Origin of the sequence: Tatumella ptyseos, from assembly GCF_030552895.1 — a bacterium.
Classification (GTDB): Bacteria; Pseudomonadota; Gammaproteobacteria; order Enterobacterales; family Enterobacteriaceae; genus Rosenbergiella; species Rosenbergiella ptyseos_A.
The window spans coordinates 2,619,445-2,633,604 of the sequence record NZ_CP130649.1 but is presented as its reverse complement, the minus strand read 5'-3'; the positions used below and the strand labels follow the sequence as shown (position 1 = coordinate 2,633,604).

17 protein-coding genes are annotated in these 14,160 nt (G+C 46.8%); 13 read left to right on the top strand and 4 right to left on the bottom strand.

Annotated features, from left to right (window positions below; genetic code table 11):
- Positions 1-38: 38 nt before the first annotated feature.
- From QJR74_RS12510 to rlmB, 5 genes are all read left to right on the top strand, one after another.
- Positions 39-227 carry a DUF2065 domain-containing protein gene (locus QJR74_RS12510; protein WP_304372148.1) on the top strand — a complete coding sequence of 63 codons (189 nt, stop codon included), beginning with the start codon at positions 39-41 and terminating at the stop codon, positions 225-227.
- A gap of 145 nt (positions 228-372) precedes the next feature.
- Positions 373-1,671 carry an adenylosuccinate synthase gene (locus tag QJR74_RS12505; protein WP_304372147.1) on the top strand — a complete coding sequence of 433 codons (1,299 nt, stop codon included), beginning with the start codon at positions 373-375 and terminating at the stop codon, positions 1,669-1,671.
- A 177-nt stretch (positions 1,672-1,848) separates the two neighbouring features.
- Positions 1,849-2,283 (top strand): nitric oxide-sensing transcriptional repressor NsrR, encoded by a 435-nt coding sequence (gene nsrR, locus QJR74_RS12500; RefSeq protein ID WP_304372146.1) that lies wholly within the window; start codon positions 1,849-1,851, stop codon positions 2,281-2,283.
- Positions 2,284-2,303: 20 nt separating this feature from the next.
- Positions 2,304-4,748: a ribonuclease R gene (gene rnr, locus QJR74_RS12495; protein WP_304372145.1), complete on the top strand. Its 2,445-nt coding sequence runs from the start codon at positions 2,304-2,306 to the stop codon at positions 4,746-4,748.
- A 64-nt stretch (positions 4,749-4,812) separates the two neighbouring features.
- Positions 4,813-5,544: a 23S rRNA (guanosine(2251)-2'-O)-methyltransferase RlmB gene (gene rlmB, locus QJR74_RS12490; RefSeq protein ID WP_304372144.1), complete on the top strand. Its 732-nt coding sequence runs from the start codon at positions 4,813-4,815 to the stop codon at positions 5,542-5,544.
- A gap of 44 nt (positions 5,545-5,588) precedes the next feature.
- Here the strand turns inward: rlmB and QJR74_RS12485 are convergent, their stop codons facing one another.
- Complete coding sequence (locus tag QJR74_RS12485) at positions 5,589-6,074, bottom strand: hypothetical protein (RefSeq protein WP_304372143.1); 486 nt, start codon at positions 6,072-6,074, stop codon at positions 5,589-5,591.
- 250 nt (positions 6,075-6,324) lie between these two features.
- Between QJR74_RS12485 and ygjG the strand changes: the two genes are divergently transcribed.
- On the top strand, positions 6,325-7,737 hold the full coding sequence (gene ygjG, locus QJR74_RS12480; RefSeq protein WP_304372142.1) for a putrescine aminotransferase: 1,413 nt from the start codon (positions 6,325-6,327) through the stop codon (positions 7,735-7,737).
- Positions 7,738-7,773: 36 nt separating this feature from the next.
- On the opposite strand, the gene QJR74_RS12475 is transcribed toward ygjG, so the two are convergent.
- Positions 7,774-9,099 carry an APC family permease gene (locus QJR74_RS12475; RefSeq protein WP_304372141.1) on the bottom strand — a complete coding sequence of 442 codons (1,326 nt, stop codon included), beginning with the start codon at positions 9,097-9,099 and terminating at the stop codon, positions 7,774-7,776.
- A gap of 232 nt (positions 9,100-9,331) precedes the next feature.
- Positions 9,332-9,778 carry an Ivy family c-type lysozyme inhibitor gene (locus tag QJR74_RS12470; protein WP_304372140.1) on the bottom strand — a complete coding sequence of 149 codons (447 nt, stop codon included), beginning with the start codon at positions 9,776-9,778 and terminating at the stop codon, positions 9,332-9,334.
- Between the two features lie 220 nt (positions 9,779-9,998).
- Here QJR74_RS12470 and rpsF point away from each other — a divergent pair, with 220 nt between their 5' ends.
- From rpsF to rplI, 4 genes are read left to right on the top strand one after another with little or no spacing between them, the layout of a single operon-like run.
- Positions 9,999-10,394 (top strand): 30S ribosomal protein S6, encoded by a 396-nt coding sequence (gene rpsF / locus QJR74_RS12465; RefSeq protein ID WP_048912783.1) that lies wholly within the window; start codon positions 9,999-10,001, stop codon positions 10,392-10,394.
- 9 nt (positions 10,395-10,403) lie between these two features.
- Positions 10,404-10,718, top strand: a complete 315-nt coding sequence (gene priB, locus QJR74_RS12460) for a primosomal replication protein N (RefSeq protein WP_304374045.1) — start codon at positions 10,404-10,406, stop codon at positions 10,716-10,718.
- A 4-nt stretch (positions 10,719-10,722) separates the two neighbouring features.
- Positions 10,723-10,950 carry a 30S ribosomal protein S18 gene (gene rpsR, locus QJR74_RS12455; protein ID WP_000135199.1) on the top strand — a complete coding sequence of 76 codons (228 nt, stop codon included), beginning with the start codon at positions 10,723-10,725 and terminating at the stop codon, positions 10,948-10,950.
- A gap of 39 nt (positions 10,951-10,989) precedes the next feature.
- Positions 10,990-11,439, top strand: a complete 450-nt coding sequence (gene rplI / locus QJR74_RS12450) for a 50S ribosomal protein L9 (RefSeq protein WP_048912781.1) — start codon at positions 10,990-10,992, stop codon at positions 11,437-11,439.
- Between the two features lie 49 nt (positions 11,440-11,488).
- Here rplI and QJR74_RS12445 read toward each other — a convergent pair whose 3' ends face one another.
- A complete protein-coding gene (locus QJR74_RS12445; RefSeq protein WP_304372139.1) occupies positions 11,489-11,986 on the bottom strand; it encodes a LysM-like peptidoglycan-binding domain-containing protein in 498 nt (165 codons plus the stop codon).
- A 158-nt stretch (positions 11,987-12,144) separates the two neighbouring features.
- Between QJR74_RS12445 and fklB the strand changes: the two genes are divergently transcribed.
- The 3 genes from fklB (at position 12,145) to QJR74_RS12430 (ending at position 14,131) form a co-directional block, all read left to right on the top strand.
- Positions 12,145-12,765 carry an FKBP-type peptidyl-prolyl cis-trans isomerase gene (gene fklB / locus QJR74_RS12440; RefSeq protein ID WP_304372138.1) on the top strand — a complete coding sequence of 207 codons (621 nt, stop codon included), beginning with the start codon at positions 12,145-12,147 and terminating at the stop codon, positions 12,763-12,765.
- Between the two features lie 142 nt (positions 12,766-12,907).
- Positions 12,908-13,657, top strand: coding sequence for a 3'(2'),5'-bisphosphate nucleotidase CysQ (cysQ, locus tag QJR74_RS12435; protein WP_304372137.1), 750 nt, complete (start codon positions 12,908-12,910; stop codon positions 13,655-13,657).
- A gap of 270 nt (positions 13,658-13,927) precedes the next feature.
- Entirely contained in the window at positions 13,928-14,131 is a 204-nt protein-coding gene (locus tag QJR74_RS12430) for a DUF1107 domain-containing protein (RefSeq protein ID WP_304372136.1), read from the top strand.
- The last annotated feature ends 29 nt before the right edge of the window (positions 14,132-14,160 follow it).

Below are 14,160 nucleotides of genomic sequence, written 5' to 3'. Positions count from 1 at the left end.
GGTGATTTTACCGGCCCTTTTTATTGTAAGGAACCCCCATGCATTCAGCGATTTGGACAGCCGTTTCATTATTATTAATTGTGGAGGGGTTGGGCCCGATGTTATTGCCTAAAGTCTGGAAAAGAGGCTTGCTCACCCTAATCAGTTCGCCTGAAAAGTTACTGAGACGCTTTGGTGGTGCTTTTGTGGTTGCAGGGATAGTAATATTTTATATGATGAACCGATAATATTTAGAATATTAAACTGAAAAATCATTATTTTTTTATTTAATATTTCGCTTAAATAAAAAAGCGGTGTTCGCTTATTAAAAAAGCTGAAACCGATAAAAGCTGGTGGTAGAATCCATTTTTAAGCAATCAATGGTTTTAGAAAATGGGTAATAATGTTGTCGTACTTGGCACCCAATGGGGTGACGAAGGCAAAGGTAAAATTGTAGATTTGCTGACTGAGCGCGCAAAATATGTCGTCCGCTATCAAGGTGGACACAATGCTGGTCATACGCTTGTCATCAACGGTGAAAAAACCGTTCTTCACTTAATCCCTTCAGGTATCCTCCGTGATAATGTTACCAGCATCATCGGTAATGGTGTCGTGCTCTCTCCAGAAGCTCTGATGAAAGAGATGAAAGGCCTGGAAGATCGTGGTGTCCCAGTACGTGAACGTTTACTGATTTCTGAAGCTTGTCCGCTAATCCTGCAATACCATGTTGCTATGGATGTGGCGCGTGAGAAAGCGCGTGGTGCAAAAGCTATCGGTACTACAGGCCGCGGTATTGGCCCAGCATACGAAGATAAAGTCGCTCGTCGTGGCTTACGTGTCGGTGACCTTTTTGACAAAGACACCTTCGCTGCGAAGCTGAAAGAAATTGTCGAATATTATAACTTCCAGTTGGTACACTACTACAAAGAGCCAGCGGTTGATTACGACACTATCTTAAATGATACCCTGGCCATGGCAGATATCTTGACCTCAATGGTTGTCGATGTTTCTGATCTCCTTGATAAAGCGCGCTTACGTGGCGACTTTATGATGTTTGAAGGTGCGCAGGGTACATTACTTGATATCGATCACGGTACCTATCCTTATGTGACTTCCTCGAACACTACCGCTGGCGGCGTGGCAACAGGTTGTGGTTTAGGACCGCGTTATGTTGATTACGTTTTAGGTATTGTTAAAGCCTATTCTACCCGTGTGGGCGCAGGTCCATTCCCGACAGAACTGTTTGATGATATCGGCGAGTTCTTAGGTAAAAAAGGTAATGAATTCGGTGCAACCACTGGTCGTCGTCGTCGTACTGGATGGTTAGATATTGTTGCGGTACGCCGTGCAGTACAAATTAACTCCCTATCAGGTTTTTGCTTAACAAAATTAGACGTCCTTGATGGTTTGAAAGAAGTTAAGATCTGTGTGGGATATCGTTTACCTAACGGTAAAGAGGTCGATACCACGCCTCTGGCAGCAGAAAATTGGGAAGGTTTAACACCCATTTATGAAACACTGCCAGGTTGGGATGAGAACACCTTCGGTGTGAAAACCCGTGATGGTCTGCCACAAGCAGCCTTGGATTATATCCAACGCATTGAAGAATTGACGGGTATACCGGTAGATATTATATCTACAGGCCCAGACCGTAGCGAAACGATGATCTTACGAGATCCGTTTGATAGCTAATATGTTAAAAGTGGCCGGTGTGATACCGGCCATTGTTTTTCTTTCCTACCTGACTAAATCTTCCTTGCAGTGTTCTCTGTGTATTGACCTACAAACAAAAGGCCCGCACTATCGAGATTGGTTTATAATTCAGTAGAGCCATTTATCTTTTTGTCCTGAGCATTATTTGAGGCTGATGTGCAACTGACTAGTTTTACTGACTATGGGTTACGAGCATTGATCTTTATGGCGAGCCTGCCCGCTGACAAAATGACGACTATTACTGAAGTCAGCGAGCTTTATGCTGTTTCTCGCCACCACATGGTTAAAATTGTTCATAAGTTGAGTCAGGAAGCCTTGATTAAATCGAGTCGAGGAAAGCAAGGAGGTATACGCCTTGCAAGGCCTGCAGAATCAATCAATATCGGGGATGTTGTCCGTCGTTTGGAACCCCTACAACTGGTCGATTGTGACCATTGCTTAATTACACCGTCCTGTCATTTGAAAAGGATCCTCGCGCAAGCGATGAAAGAATTTCTCGCTGAGTTAGATAAATATACTTTAGCGGACATCGCAAATGACGGGAATTTGAAACGGATTTTCAACGCTGAAATTTCCGTAGAGAACTTATAGTAGAGACATTGGAGGACCCTGTGTCACAAGATCCCTTTTTACAACGGGAAACGGAAAAATATGAAAATCCGATCCCAAGTCGCGAGTTTATTCTCGCCCATTTAGAAAAACGTGAAACACCTGCTCGCCGCGATGAGATTGCCGCGGAGCTGAATATTACCAGTGAAGAGCAACTAGAAGCGTTACGTCGACGCTTAAGAGCTATGGAACGTGATGGTCAGTTAGTGTTTACCCGCCGTCAATGTTACGTCTTACCTGAGCGCTTAGACCTTATCCGTGGCAAAGTGATTGGTCATCGGGATGGTTATGGTTTCTTGCGTGTTGAAGGGCAGAAAGATGATTATTATCTTTCCGCTGAACAGATGAAGCTTTGTTTACATGGCGATATTATCTTAGCGCAAGTGATGGGGTCCGATCGTAAAGGTCGCCGTGAAGCGAGAATGGTGCGTGTGGTCGAGCCGCGTAATCCACAAATTGTTGGGCGCTACTTCACCGATGCCGGGGCGGGTTTTGTCGTACCGGATGACAGCCGCCTGAGCTTTGATATTTTAATTGAAGCCGACCCTACTATGCCGGCACGCATGGGGGCTGTGGTCGTGGTGACCTTAGAGAAACGGCCTACACGCAGAATGAAAGCCATCGGTAAGATCACTGAAATTTTGGGTGATGAGATGGGGACGAGCCTTGCGGTGGACATGGCCTTGCGTACCCATGAAATTCCTAATGAGTGGCCCGCTGACGTTGAGACTGAGATCAGCCATCTTAGCGAAGAAGTCCCCGAGAGTGCTAAACAAGGACGGATCGATTTACGCCAACTGCCGTTAGTGACCATTGACGGTGAAGATGCACGCGACTTTGATGATGCCGTGTATTGCGAGAAAAAGCGTGGCGGTGGCTGGCGGCTGTGGGTAGCGATTGCCGATGTGACCTACTACGTCCGACCTGGCACGGCACTGGACCACGAAGCTGAAAAACGCGGGACCTCAGTTTACTTCCCGACACAAGTCGTACCAATGCTTCCAGAGGTCTTGTCAAACGGGCTTTGCTCGTTGAATCCGCAGGTGGATCGTCTCTGCCTAGTCTGTGAAATGACGATTTCCGCACGCGGCAAATTAACCGGCTACAAACATTACGAAGCGGTAATGAATTCTCATGCACGTCTCACTTACAATAAGGTATGGTCGATCCTTGAAGGCGATGAAGCGTTGCGTGAGCAATATGCTCCTCGGGTAAAAGATCTTGAAGAGCTGTATGCCATGTATCAAGTGTTAGAAACTGCGCGTACACAACGTGGTGGTATCTCATTTGAGACTGAAGAGCCGAAGTTTATCTTTAATGCTGAACGTCGTATTGAACGTGTTGAGCGTCTACGCCGTAATCCAGCGCATAAGTTAATCGAAGAGTGCATGATCTTGGCGAACATTGCCTCGGCACGATTCGCTGAAAAGTATCAAGAGCCCGTTCTCTTCCGTGACCATGACCGCCCGACCGATGAAAGTATTAAAAGCTTCAGAAAAGTATTGGGTGAATTGGGGCTAACGCTGACCGGCGGCACCAAACCGACTCCGCTTGATTATGCCGAGTTACTGAACGCTGTGGCAGACAGGCCTGATGCCGAAATGCTGCAAACCATGCTGTTACGCTCAATGAAGCAGGCGATTTACGATCCTGAAAACCGCGGACATTTCGGTTTAGCCTTGACCTCCTATGCGCACTTCACATCGCCGATCCGCCGTTATCCTGATTTACTGTTACACCGCTCACTTAAGTATCTAATTGCTAAAGAGCAAGGACAACCCGTTGATACGATAACCCCTGGCGGTGGTTGCCATTACGATATGCAGCAAATGTTGCAATTAGGTCAACACTGCTCATTGACGGAACGTCGCGCTGATGAAGCGACACGTGATGTGGCTGACTGGCTTAAATGCGACTTTATGCAGGATCAGGTGGGAAATACCTTTACGGGGGTTATCTCCAGTGTCACCAACTTTGGATTCTTTGTCCGACTGGCCGACCTATTTATTGATGGGTTAGTGCATGTATCGACCTTAGATAACGACTACTATCGCTATGACCAAATTGGACAGCGCCTAACAGGGGAAGCGAGTGGTCAAGTATTCCGTTTAGGTGACACTGTAGAAGTAAGGGTCGATGCTGTCCATATGGACGAACGTAAGATCGATTTTGCATTGATCTCAAGTCAGCGTAAGCCGCGTGGTGAAGGCAAGACTGAGAAAGAGCGCGCGAAGAAAACTGCTTCTGGCGCAGTAAAGAAACGCCGTAACGCGGGTAAAAAAGTTAACTTCGAGCCGGATAGTGTATTTCGCGGGACTAAGAAAAAAGCGGGTTCTAGTACCGCCAAAGCGGCTAACAAAAAACCTAAAAAAGTCTCAGAAAAAACCCGTAAAATAGCGGAAGCTACGAAAGCAAAGCGTGCGGCGAAGAAAAATCGCGCAGAATAAGCGCAAGCAGAATCTGCTGGCAGCATTAAGTTGCCAGCCCTCTCAAGGCAATTGATAGAAAATTATGAGTGAAAAAATTTTTGGCATCCATGCGGTCGAAGCTTTATTAGAACGCCAACCGCAGCGCTTTCAACAAGTCTTTATTTTAAAAGGGCGTGATGATCGCCGCTTACAACCTCTGATTCAGGCGTTAGAGTCTCAGGGCATCACTATTCAAGTGGCGACCCGTCAGTGGTTAGATGAGGCTGCAGAAGGTGCCGTGCACCAGGGAATCTTGGCCTTAGTGAAACCGGGGCGTCAGTATCAAGAAGGCGATCTGCCTGATTTACTGGAAAAGCTGGATAAACCACTACTCCTGATATTAGATGGTGTCACGGATCCTCATAATCTTGGTGCATGTTTACGTAGCGCCGACGCCGCAGGGGTTGCGGCAGTCATCGTTCCTAAAGATCGCTCTGCAGCATTGAACGCGACGGCTAAGAAAGTGGCCTGTGGGGCAGCCGAAACCGTTCCGCTTATTCGTGTGACGAACCTTGCTAGAACGATGCGCCTGTTACAAGAGTACCATATCTGGATTGTCGGGACTGCTGGCGAAGCTGATCATACGTTATATCAGAGTAAAATGACCGGTGGAATGGCACTGGTGATGGGCGCTGAAGGCGAAGGTATGCGACGCTTAACGCGCGAACATTGTGATGAGTTAATCAGTATTCCGATGGCTGGCTCGGTCTCTTCACTTAACGTCTCCGTCGCCACGGGGATCTGTTTATTTGAAGCGGTACGCCAGCGTCAATAAATAACCGCTAAGCATCTTCTCCCGCGAGGAGATGCTTAGTTAGCTTAGTGGCACTCAGCAGGCGTAATCGTATGTGAATAGACGAGCTTATTATCAACAAAATAGTTATACGCCGAGCCTCCAGGGAAGAACTCCCTAAAAACTTTCATTTTGTCGTCGTCTTTACAGTATTGAACTTGTATCGTCTTCTTCATATTTTCCTGCCAATCATTCGTCTTTATTACTGAGACGGGAATTCCTTTGACCTCATAATGGTAAATAAAGGTATTACTTTTAGTCGAGACGTCGGTCAATAAGGTTGCCTGATCGATTAAGAGAGGTAATTTTTTCCTTGCGCCGTCAATAATCATGGCTTGCGTCGCCGATTTATCATTGACGTTTTGTTTTTGAAATTTCTCTACGTTTTCTGCCGACGTCTTCTGCGTGGCTTCCTTGGGGGGGAGCTGAGATTGTGGCGCTTTAGACGCATCGTCACAAGCCGCAAGTAAGCATAAAAATAATGTCATTATCGCGAGACGGTATCTAACCATATCTATTTCCATTAAGAAGTTACTGAGAGGTTTAATATTTTTAGCATATTCTAAAGTAGCCCCCCATTAATATTAAGAAAAATTCACTATCAGATGATTTAAGGATAAAAAATAAAAGGGTTTAGCTTGTGAGTAATATTGGATTTCAACAAAATAATCCATGAATTGTGTGAGCCGTATAAAATTATTCTGGAATGAAATATGCATCACTATAAGTGCACTCCGTGGTGCGACTTTCTAGGAGCCTATTTTGAACCGTACAAACCAACCTTTAACCCCGCTAGAGTCGACTCAGCAGGCATTAGATTTTATCCAAAGTGATACCCTTTCGTCAGACCAGCTCGCACGCCTTAATCAACTTACCGTCGACGGCTTTCGTCAGCATGTTAATCCTGGGTTCCTAGAATACCGAAAATCAGTCACGTCGGGCGGTGGTTATGCTGCAGTTGAGTGGCGTGCTACAAGCCTCAATACCTTGGCAGACACGCGTGGTAATGAGTACATAGATTGTCTAGGTGGCTATGGTATTTTTAGCGTAGGCCATTGTAATCCGACAGTGGTTGGTGCGGTGGAGCATCAACTTCATAAGCAACCCTTACATAGTCAGGAACTGCTCGATCCTTTGCGCGCTCTGTTGGCACAGGCTTTGGCCGGACTTGCCCCAGGGGAGTTGAATTATTGTTTCTTTGGTAATAGCGGTACCGAGTCTGTGGAAGCAGCACTGAAATTAGCCAAAGCATACCAGGCCCCTCATGGGAAATTCAGCTTCATTGCCGCCAATGGCGCTTTCCATGGCAAGTCATTGGGGTCACTCTCGGCGACCGCTAAACCTGTCTTCCGAGAGCCTTTCCAACCTCTCGTCCCAGGATTTCATCACGTTGATTTTGGTGATATTCAGGCGATGCGCGCGAAGGTGGCAGAGTGTGAGGCGCGGGGGGAGGGGATTGCTGCAGTGATTCTTGAACCTATCCAAGGTGAGGGCGGTGTTATTCTTCCGCCAGAAGAGTACTTGCCGGCAGTGCGTGCTTTGTGCGATGAAATAGGCGCTCTACTCATTCTCGATGAGGTGCAAACGGGAATGGGAAGAACGGGTAAAATGTTTGCTTGTGAGCACTATGGTGTGGAGCCAGACATTCTCTGTCTTGCAAAAGCGCTAGGCGGTGGTGTGATGCCTATTAGTGCAACCATAGCGAGCAAGCGTATCTTTTCAGTGCTTTTCGATAATCCTTTCCTGCATACAACAACTTTCGGCGGTAATCCTATGGCCTGTGCGGCAGCGTTGGCGACCATCAATGTACTGCTCCGCGATAACCTTGCTGCAGAGGCACAGCGTAAAGGAAGTTACTTACTGAATGGACTTAAAGCGTGCGCTAAGCGTTATCCTCGAGTGATCAGTGAAGCACGAGGGATGGGATTTTTACAGGCATTGGAGTTCTGTGACAATGAAACGGGTTATGCCTTTGCCAGTGAAATGTTCCGCCGAGGCATACTGGTGGCGGGAACGTTAAATAATGCTCGTACGGTCAGGATTGAGCCACCTTTAACCTTGACGCTTGCACAGTGCGATGAAGTGTTAGAACAAGTTGAAAAAGTTTTAGAGCACCTTTCCCCTTCCTCAGGAAAAGGTGCCGCGACTCAAGCGTCACCCTCCCTTATCCACTAATCTATCCCCGCTTACCCTAGGTAAGCGGGGTTATTGTTAATGGCTAAATACGAGCTCTTTCTTTGTCCACCAATACCAGATAATCCACCCTATCCCGATTGCTGTCCAAACTAAGCCCAATCGCATCGCATCTTGGTCTAAGTTCAGCCACATCACCCCGACACATAAAATACCGGCCACAGGAATCAATAAATGGGCAAGCCAATGCGCAGGCGTTTTTAGGTGTTTTTGCTGAATAGCATAATACGCAATGACCGATACATTGACTGAGGTGAAGGCGACTAATGCACCAAAGCTAATCAAAGAGACTGCGGTATCAAGATTAAAGAACACAGCGGTCATCGCTAACGCCCCGACAAACAGCACGCAGTAGAGCGGGCTACCTAAACGAGGGTGGATATAGCGAAACTTAGCGATAGGAAAAATACCATCTCGTCCCATGATATGCAGTAAGCGTGCGGCACTCGCATGAGAGGCCAGGCCGGAGGCAAAAGTGTTTACCAAAATCGCCACGAGGAAGACGGATTGGAAGAACTTACCTCCCACGTATAACACAATTTCTGGCATTGCTTCCGTTGGGTTTTTAAATTCAATATTGGTCGGGAAGTAAAGCTGGGTGAACCATGCTGCGATAAAGAAAATAATCCCACCGATCAAGGCTGTCAGCAGAACCGCTCGCGGAATCGTTCGGTCAGGTTGATGAGACTCATCGGATAATGTTGTCACCGCATCAAAGCCGAGAAATGAGAAACAGAGTACCGCGGCTCCTGCTACTAGCGGTAGAAACGTCTGTTCGCCATTCCAAAGAGGTTTTAAGGTCCAAACTGCCTCATGTCCATGTTGGTGCCCCACACCTTGGATGACGAGCCAAACAAAGACGGCCATCAAGAGTACTGGAGCTCCTACAAACAGGAAGTTGAGGTTGGCAAGCAAACGAATATTTCGGCTATTTACCCAAGTGACTAAACCGGTGAACAGTACTATCCACAGCCACGAAGGGGCTTGGGGAAAGAGGGAGCGTAGATAAATCCCTGCGAGCAACGCATTGATCATCGGTAACAGCATATAATCAAGTAGGGAAGCCCAACCTACTAAAAATCCGACTCTATTACCGCAAGTCTTGCGGGCATAAGTATAGGCGGAACCAGCCTTGGGGAATACCTTGACCATTTTGCCATAGCTGAATGCTGTTAATAAAACAGCAAAAAGCGCCAAGAGATAGGCTAAAGGGACGCGGCCTGACGTCATACCAGAAACAATACCGAAGGTATCAAACACCGTCATCGGTGTCATATAGGCAATACCGACGATCACAACCTGCCATAAACCTAAATTACGCTTATATGTTACTTCTTGAGTCATTCCACACCACCTAGGACAAGATCGGGTAATACTATCTAAGCAATTTCTATGCCCAACTACCGGTGAATGCAGCCTAGAAATGGTTCTAACCTGCTAAAATAGGCTTTTTTTCGAGAGAGTAAAGTAGGGAAGAATAATAAAGTTTTTTACAGTGATAAAAGGGCTACCACCAGCGGAAGAGAGGGAGGGAAGAGGACAGCGTAAACTGCCCTCATGTGTACGATTTTACTCTCTAATCACCATAATTAAAGGCTGTTGGATGATTCGATAAACTACCAGTGGTCGCCGCGTAGAGAATCGTTTTGCCATCGATGGATAACTCATCACTGATATTCAGCCATTGCAATGTCTCGCGATGCGACTTTTCGTTGGTTTGTAGGTAAAGCCCACTCATCTGTTTGAGTTTTGCGGAATAAAGGACTGCGAATTGTTGGTTACCGCAATTGTGTGGTTTACAGATGGTGTAGACCTGATAATCATTTCCTTTAACCGTTACAGTTTGTGCGGGGGACTCTACGCCACCGGTTTTTATCCAGTTGGGGAGGTGCTGGTGGCTGATTAAGGCAGTAAGGGCTTTCCCCCCTTCCGGCGTTTTAACCAGATCACTAAAGGTGGTCTCGGCGGCAAAAGCGCCTGGTGCGACCAGCAGCGCAGCAATAATACCAATGGGTTTTAACATAACTCCTCCTATGATAATCGTCACCAGTATAGACCTTGGTGGGCCGAGATGGGTAATAATCGAGATGTTTACTAAATAAGCGAGGTATTGTCTTGTGTTTAGCTACCAGTATCAGTATTATTACGCGTCAAATTTTTCAGCCGCATTTTAAAACGTTCCTTGCTTCCATGGGCCGCGGCTGACCCTGACAGGAGGCTGAATAATCCGTAAGGAGCAACCGATGCGTCATTACGAAATCGTATTTATGGTTCATCCTGACCAGAGCGAACAGGTTCCTGGCATGATCGAGCGTTACACTGGTGCTATCACTGGTGCAGAAGGCAAGATCCACCGTCTGGAAGACTGGGGCCGCCGTCAGCTGGCTTACCCAATCAACAAATTGCACAAAGCACACTACGTTCTTCTGAACGTTGAAGCTCCGCAAGAAGTGATTGACGAGCTGGAAACAAACTTCCGCTTCAACGACGCCGTTATCCGCAGCATGGTCATGCGCGTTAAGCATGCGGTAACTGAAGCATCACCAATGGTTAAAGCAAAAGAAGAACGTCGTGATCGTCGTGATGACTTTGCTAATGAAGCCGCTGATGACTCAGATGCTGAGGATTCTGAAGAGTAATTCTTGATGGTGGCTAATCGTCTACAACTGTCTGGACACGTGTGTACAGCCGTTGTAAGAAAAACTAGCCCGTCAGGAATCCCGCATTGCCAATTCGTGTTAGAGCATGAATCTATGCAGCGGGAAGCCGGGATAAACCGGCTGGCTGTATGCCGTATCCCTGTGATTATCAGTGGACACGAACATCAGTTTATTACTCAATATATAACGGTCGGCAAGCAGCTTTTACTTGAAGGTTTTGTCCATAGCCACAAGGCGAAAACAGGCCAAAGTAAACTTGTACTGCATGCCGAGCAGATTGAATTGATAGATTCTGGAGACTAGCCAAATGGCACGTTATTTCCGTCGTCGCAAGTTCTGCCGTTTCACCGCGGAAGGCGTTCAAGAGATCGATTATAAAGATATCGCAACGCTGAAAAACTACATCACTGAAAGCGGTAAGATTGTACCAAGCCGTATTACCGGTACCCGTGCAAAATACCAGCGTCAGCTGGCCCGTGCTATCAAGCGCGCGCGTTACCTGTCCCTGTTACCGTACACTGATCGTCATCAGTAATCGGTAGCTGTCCATTAACGACTTTAAGAGGATAAGGTAATGCAAGTTATTCTGCTTGATAAAGTAGCAAACCTGGGCAACCTAGGTGATCAGGTTAATGTTAAAGCGGGCTACGCTCGTAACTTCCTGGTACCACAAGGTAAAGCTGTCCCAGCAACTAAAAACAACATCGAGTTTTTCGAAACTCGCCGTGCTGAGTTAGAAGCTAAATTAGCGGAAACTCTGGCTGCTGCTAATGCTCGTGCTGAGAAAATCAATGCACTGGGCACTGTCACCCTCGCAACTAAAGCGGGTGAAGGCGGTAAACTGTTCGGTTCAATCGGTACTCGCGATATCGCGGATGCTGTGACCGCTGCAGGTGTTGCTGTTGCTAAAAGTGAAGTGCGTTTACCAAATGGTGTACTTCGCACCACTGGTGACCACGAAGTTGATTTCCAAGTTCACGGCGAAGTTTTCGCTAAACTGGTTATCAAAATCGCTGCTGAGTAATTTCAGTTGTGAGAAAAATGCCGGCGAAAGCCGGCATTTTTGCTTTTAACTATTGTACCCGTAGGAAGCGCCCATCTTCTTGGCGGACAAATAATACTTGCCCTCGCGTATTCTCCAGCGTTAACCCTGTTACCGTCTTATTGGCTGTCATCCGTATCTTCACGGCTTGTCCAGCACTCAATGTCCCCAACGGTTTATCACTTCCCTGAACGTTAGCCATTGCATAAAGCGCTTCTGTTGCCAGTCCCTGATCGCGAAAGAGTTGGGCTAAAGTTTCTCCTGCGGCAACATGGTAAGTGTGCCATGACCCCTGCGAATCGCTTTGCGCAGTGAGTGCCTCCGGCGGATCAATATGATGTAGGGTGACATCTGGGGGTGAGGGAGGACCTGGTAATATTAAGCCAATAACAATGAGTAGTGCTGAAATGGCCATCGCTCGTCGTTGCCAAGGCGAGAAGGGGGCGAGCAGTGGTTCAAGGCGTGGGCGAACCTTGTATCGATAAAATTGCCCGATTGCTTGAAAATAAATCGAAATCCTCTCCTTCATCGCTGCCTCCTTTAGCGTTGGGCTGAGGTTCAGCCGCTATTACAGCTATCATTGTTAATCTTTCTTAAGAAAAAGTCATTACTCAGCGGATCAATTTTACGAATAGCCCGGACGCTGCTATCCTTGCGGTTCAATTTATTTAGATGAAAGGAACAGAAATGACGACTCTTTCTTTTGACAGTGTCGAAACGCAAGCAAGCTACGGTATTGGCCTGCAAGTCGGACAGCAATTATTAGAATCAGGATTACAAGGTCTGGAACCTGATGCCCTATTAGCTGGTCTGCGTGATGCGCTGGAAGGAAACTCGCCGGCTGTGCCTATGGATGTTTTACATCGCGCACTACGTGAAATGCACGAACGTGCAGAAGCGGTACGTGATGAGCGCACTAAAGAAATGGCTGCTGAAGGGGCAAAATACCTGGAAGAAAATCGCCAACGTGAGGGTGTCAACAGTACCGAATCGGGCTTACAGTTCCGTGTCCTGACACAAGGTGAAGGCGCTATTCCTTCTCGCCAAGATCGCGTACGTGTGCATTACACCGGTAAACTCACTGACGGTACTGTGTTTGATAGCTCTGTAGCACGTGGGGAGCCTGCAGAGTTCCCAGTAAGTGGTGTGATCGCTGGATGGATCGAGGCATTGACCTTGATGCCAGTAGGCTCGAAGTGGGAACTCGTTATCCCTCAACATCTTGCGTATGGTGAGCGTGGCGCAGGCGCTTCAATTCCGCCATTCAGTACGCTCGTCTTCGAAGTTGAATTACTCGATATTTTGTAATTCACCTTTCGTAATCAACCGGCCTAGTGCCGGTTTTTTTTCGCCTACGTCATGAGGTTTACCCAGAGCCTATGACGGAGTATGGTAACCTCAATTATCATTATTTCTGATATTACTAACTGTCGTTGACAGGAGGCTGAGAATGTTAGACCAAATTAATCAAATCGCGCGCCGAGCCGGTGAGGAGATCCTAAAAATCTATCATCGCGAAGAGGGGCTTGATGTGCAGATTAAAACCGACGATTCACCCGTCACTGCCGCGGATATCGCTGCAAATAGCGTGATTATTGATGGCCTACAGGCTTTAACCCCTGACATTCCTATTTTATCTGAAGAGTCAGTCGTGGCGTGGTCGGAGCGTCAGACTTGGACCCGCTATTGGCTAGTAGACCCGCTGGATGGTACCAAGGAATTCATTAAGCGTAATGGTGAGTTTACCGTTAATATCGCGTTGATAGAGGAGGGTAAACCCGTCCTTGGTGTCGTGTACGCCCCGGTATTGGATGAACTGTATTGTGCGGCGGAGGGTAAAGCGTGGAAAGAAGAAGCGACAGGGCAGCGGCATCAAATCACTGTCACAAACGCGCAACCGCCTTTAGTCGTGGTGAGTCGCTCCCATGCCAATAATGACCAAGAGCTTAGCGATTATCTGCATCAGCTTGGCGAACATCAGACCGTAGCGATTGGCTCTTCACTCAAGTTTTGTTTAGTCGCAGAAGGGAAAGCGCAACTTTATCCCCGTTTTGGACCCACTAACATTTGGGATACAGGAGCTGGCCATGCAGTCGCCTTGGCCGCTGGCGCGCAAGTCACCGATTGGCATGGTCGTACACTTGATTATACCCCCCGAGAATCTTTCTTGAATCCAGGTTTTCGCGTGTCGCTGTTTTAATTCCTCTGCTTTTCTTTTGCTCCCTTATCTAAGGGGGCAAAATAATTCTCTTTTGCCATAAACTTGTCACAAAACCTGCCGATAATTCTGAGTAATTTCTTTAGCATAAGAAATAAAAGGCTTAGATATCATCATCAAAGACTGATTTATTAGTCAAAATCACTATTTTTGATATGTTAATCAAAGATTATTAGGCTGTAATTTTTGTGTTTTCTGGATAACAAACTACACTCTATCTCAGAACGCAGGAGCGAAAGAGAGAAAGACCCAGTGAAAATTTATAAACGATATAATCCGATTCAAATCGCCCGTTACGTTAAAACGTTATTTAAAGGGCAGATTTATATTGAAGATGTTGGTGAGTTTCATTTCGACCAAGGAAGGGTATTGAAACCTGTTAATGGCGATATTCAGCGTTTAAGTGTAATGTCTGAAATTAACCGCCAGGTCAATGAATTACACGTCAAATTCTAATCATCGGGCCACCAAAGCACTGCTTCTGT

Bases quoted from the DNA above. Each gene is read 5' to 3' on its own strand.
- QJR74_RS12510 (WP_304372148.1), top strand. From the start codon at position 39: ATGCATTCAGCGATTTGGACAGCCGTTTCATTATTATTAATTGTGGAG.
- QJR74_RS12475 (WP_304372141.1), bottom strand. From the start codon at position 9,099: ATGACTCAAGAAGTAACATATAAGCGTAATTTAGGTTTATGGCAGGTT.
- rpsF (WP_048912783.1), top strand. From the start codon at position 9,999: ATGCGTCATTACGAAATCGTATTTATGGTTCATCCTGACCAGAGCGAA.
- QJR74_RS12485 (WP_304372143.1), bottom strand. From the start codon at position 6,074: ATGGTTAGATACCGTCTCGCGATAATGACATTATTTTTATGCTTACTT.
- rlmB (WP_304372144.1), top strand. From the start codon at position 4,813: ATGAGTGAAAAAATTTTTGGCATCCATGCGGTCGAAGCTTTATTAGAA.
- fklB (WP_304372138.1), top strand. From the start codon at position 12,145: ATGACGACTCTTTCTTTTGACAGTGTCGAAACGCAAGCAAGCTACGGT.
- rpsR (WP_000135199.1), top strand. From the start codon at position 10,723: ATGGCACGTTATTTCCGTCGTCGCAAGTTCTGCCGTTTCACCGCGGAA.
- QJR74_RS12470 (WP_304372140.1), bottom strand. From the start codon at position 9,778: ATGTTAAAACCCATTGGTATTATTGCTGCGCTGCTGGTCGCACCAGGC.
- QJR74_RS12505 (WP_304372147.1), top strand. From the start codon at position 373: ATGGGTAATAATGTTGTCGTACTTGGCACCCAATGGGGTGACGAAGGC.
- rplI (WP_048912781.1), top strand. From the start codon at position 10,990: ATGCAAGTTATTCTGCTTGATAAAGTAGCAAACCTGGGCAACCTAGGT.
- QJR74_RS12445 (WP_304372139.1), bottom strand. From the start codon at position 11,986: ATGAAGGAGAGGATTTCGATTTATTTTCAAGCAATCGGGCAATTTTAT.
- cysQ (WP_304372137.1), top strand. From the start codon at position 12,908: ATGTTAGACCAAATTAATCAAATCGCGCGCCGAGCCGGTGAGGAGATC.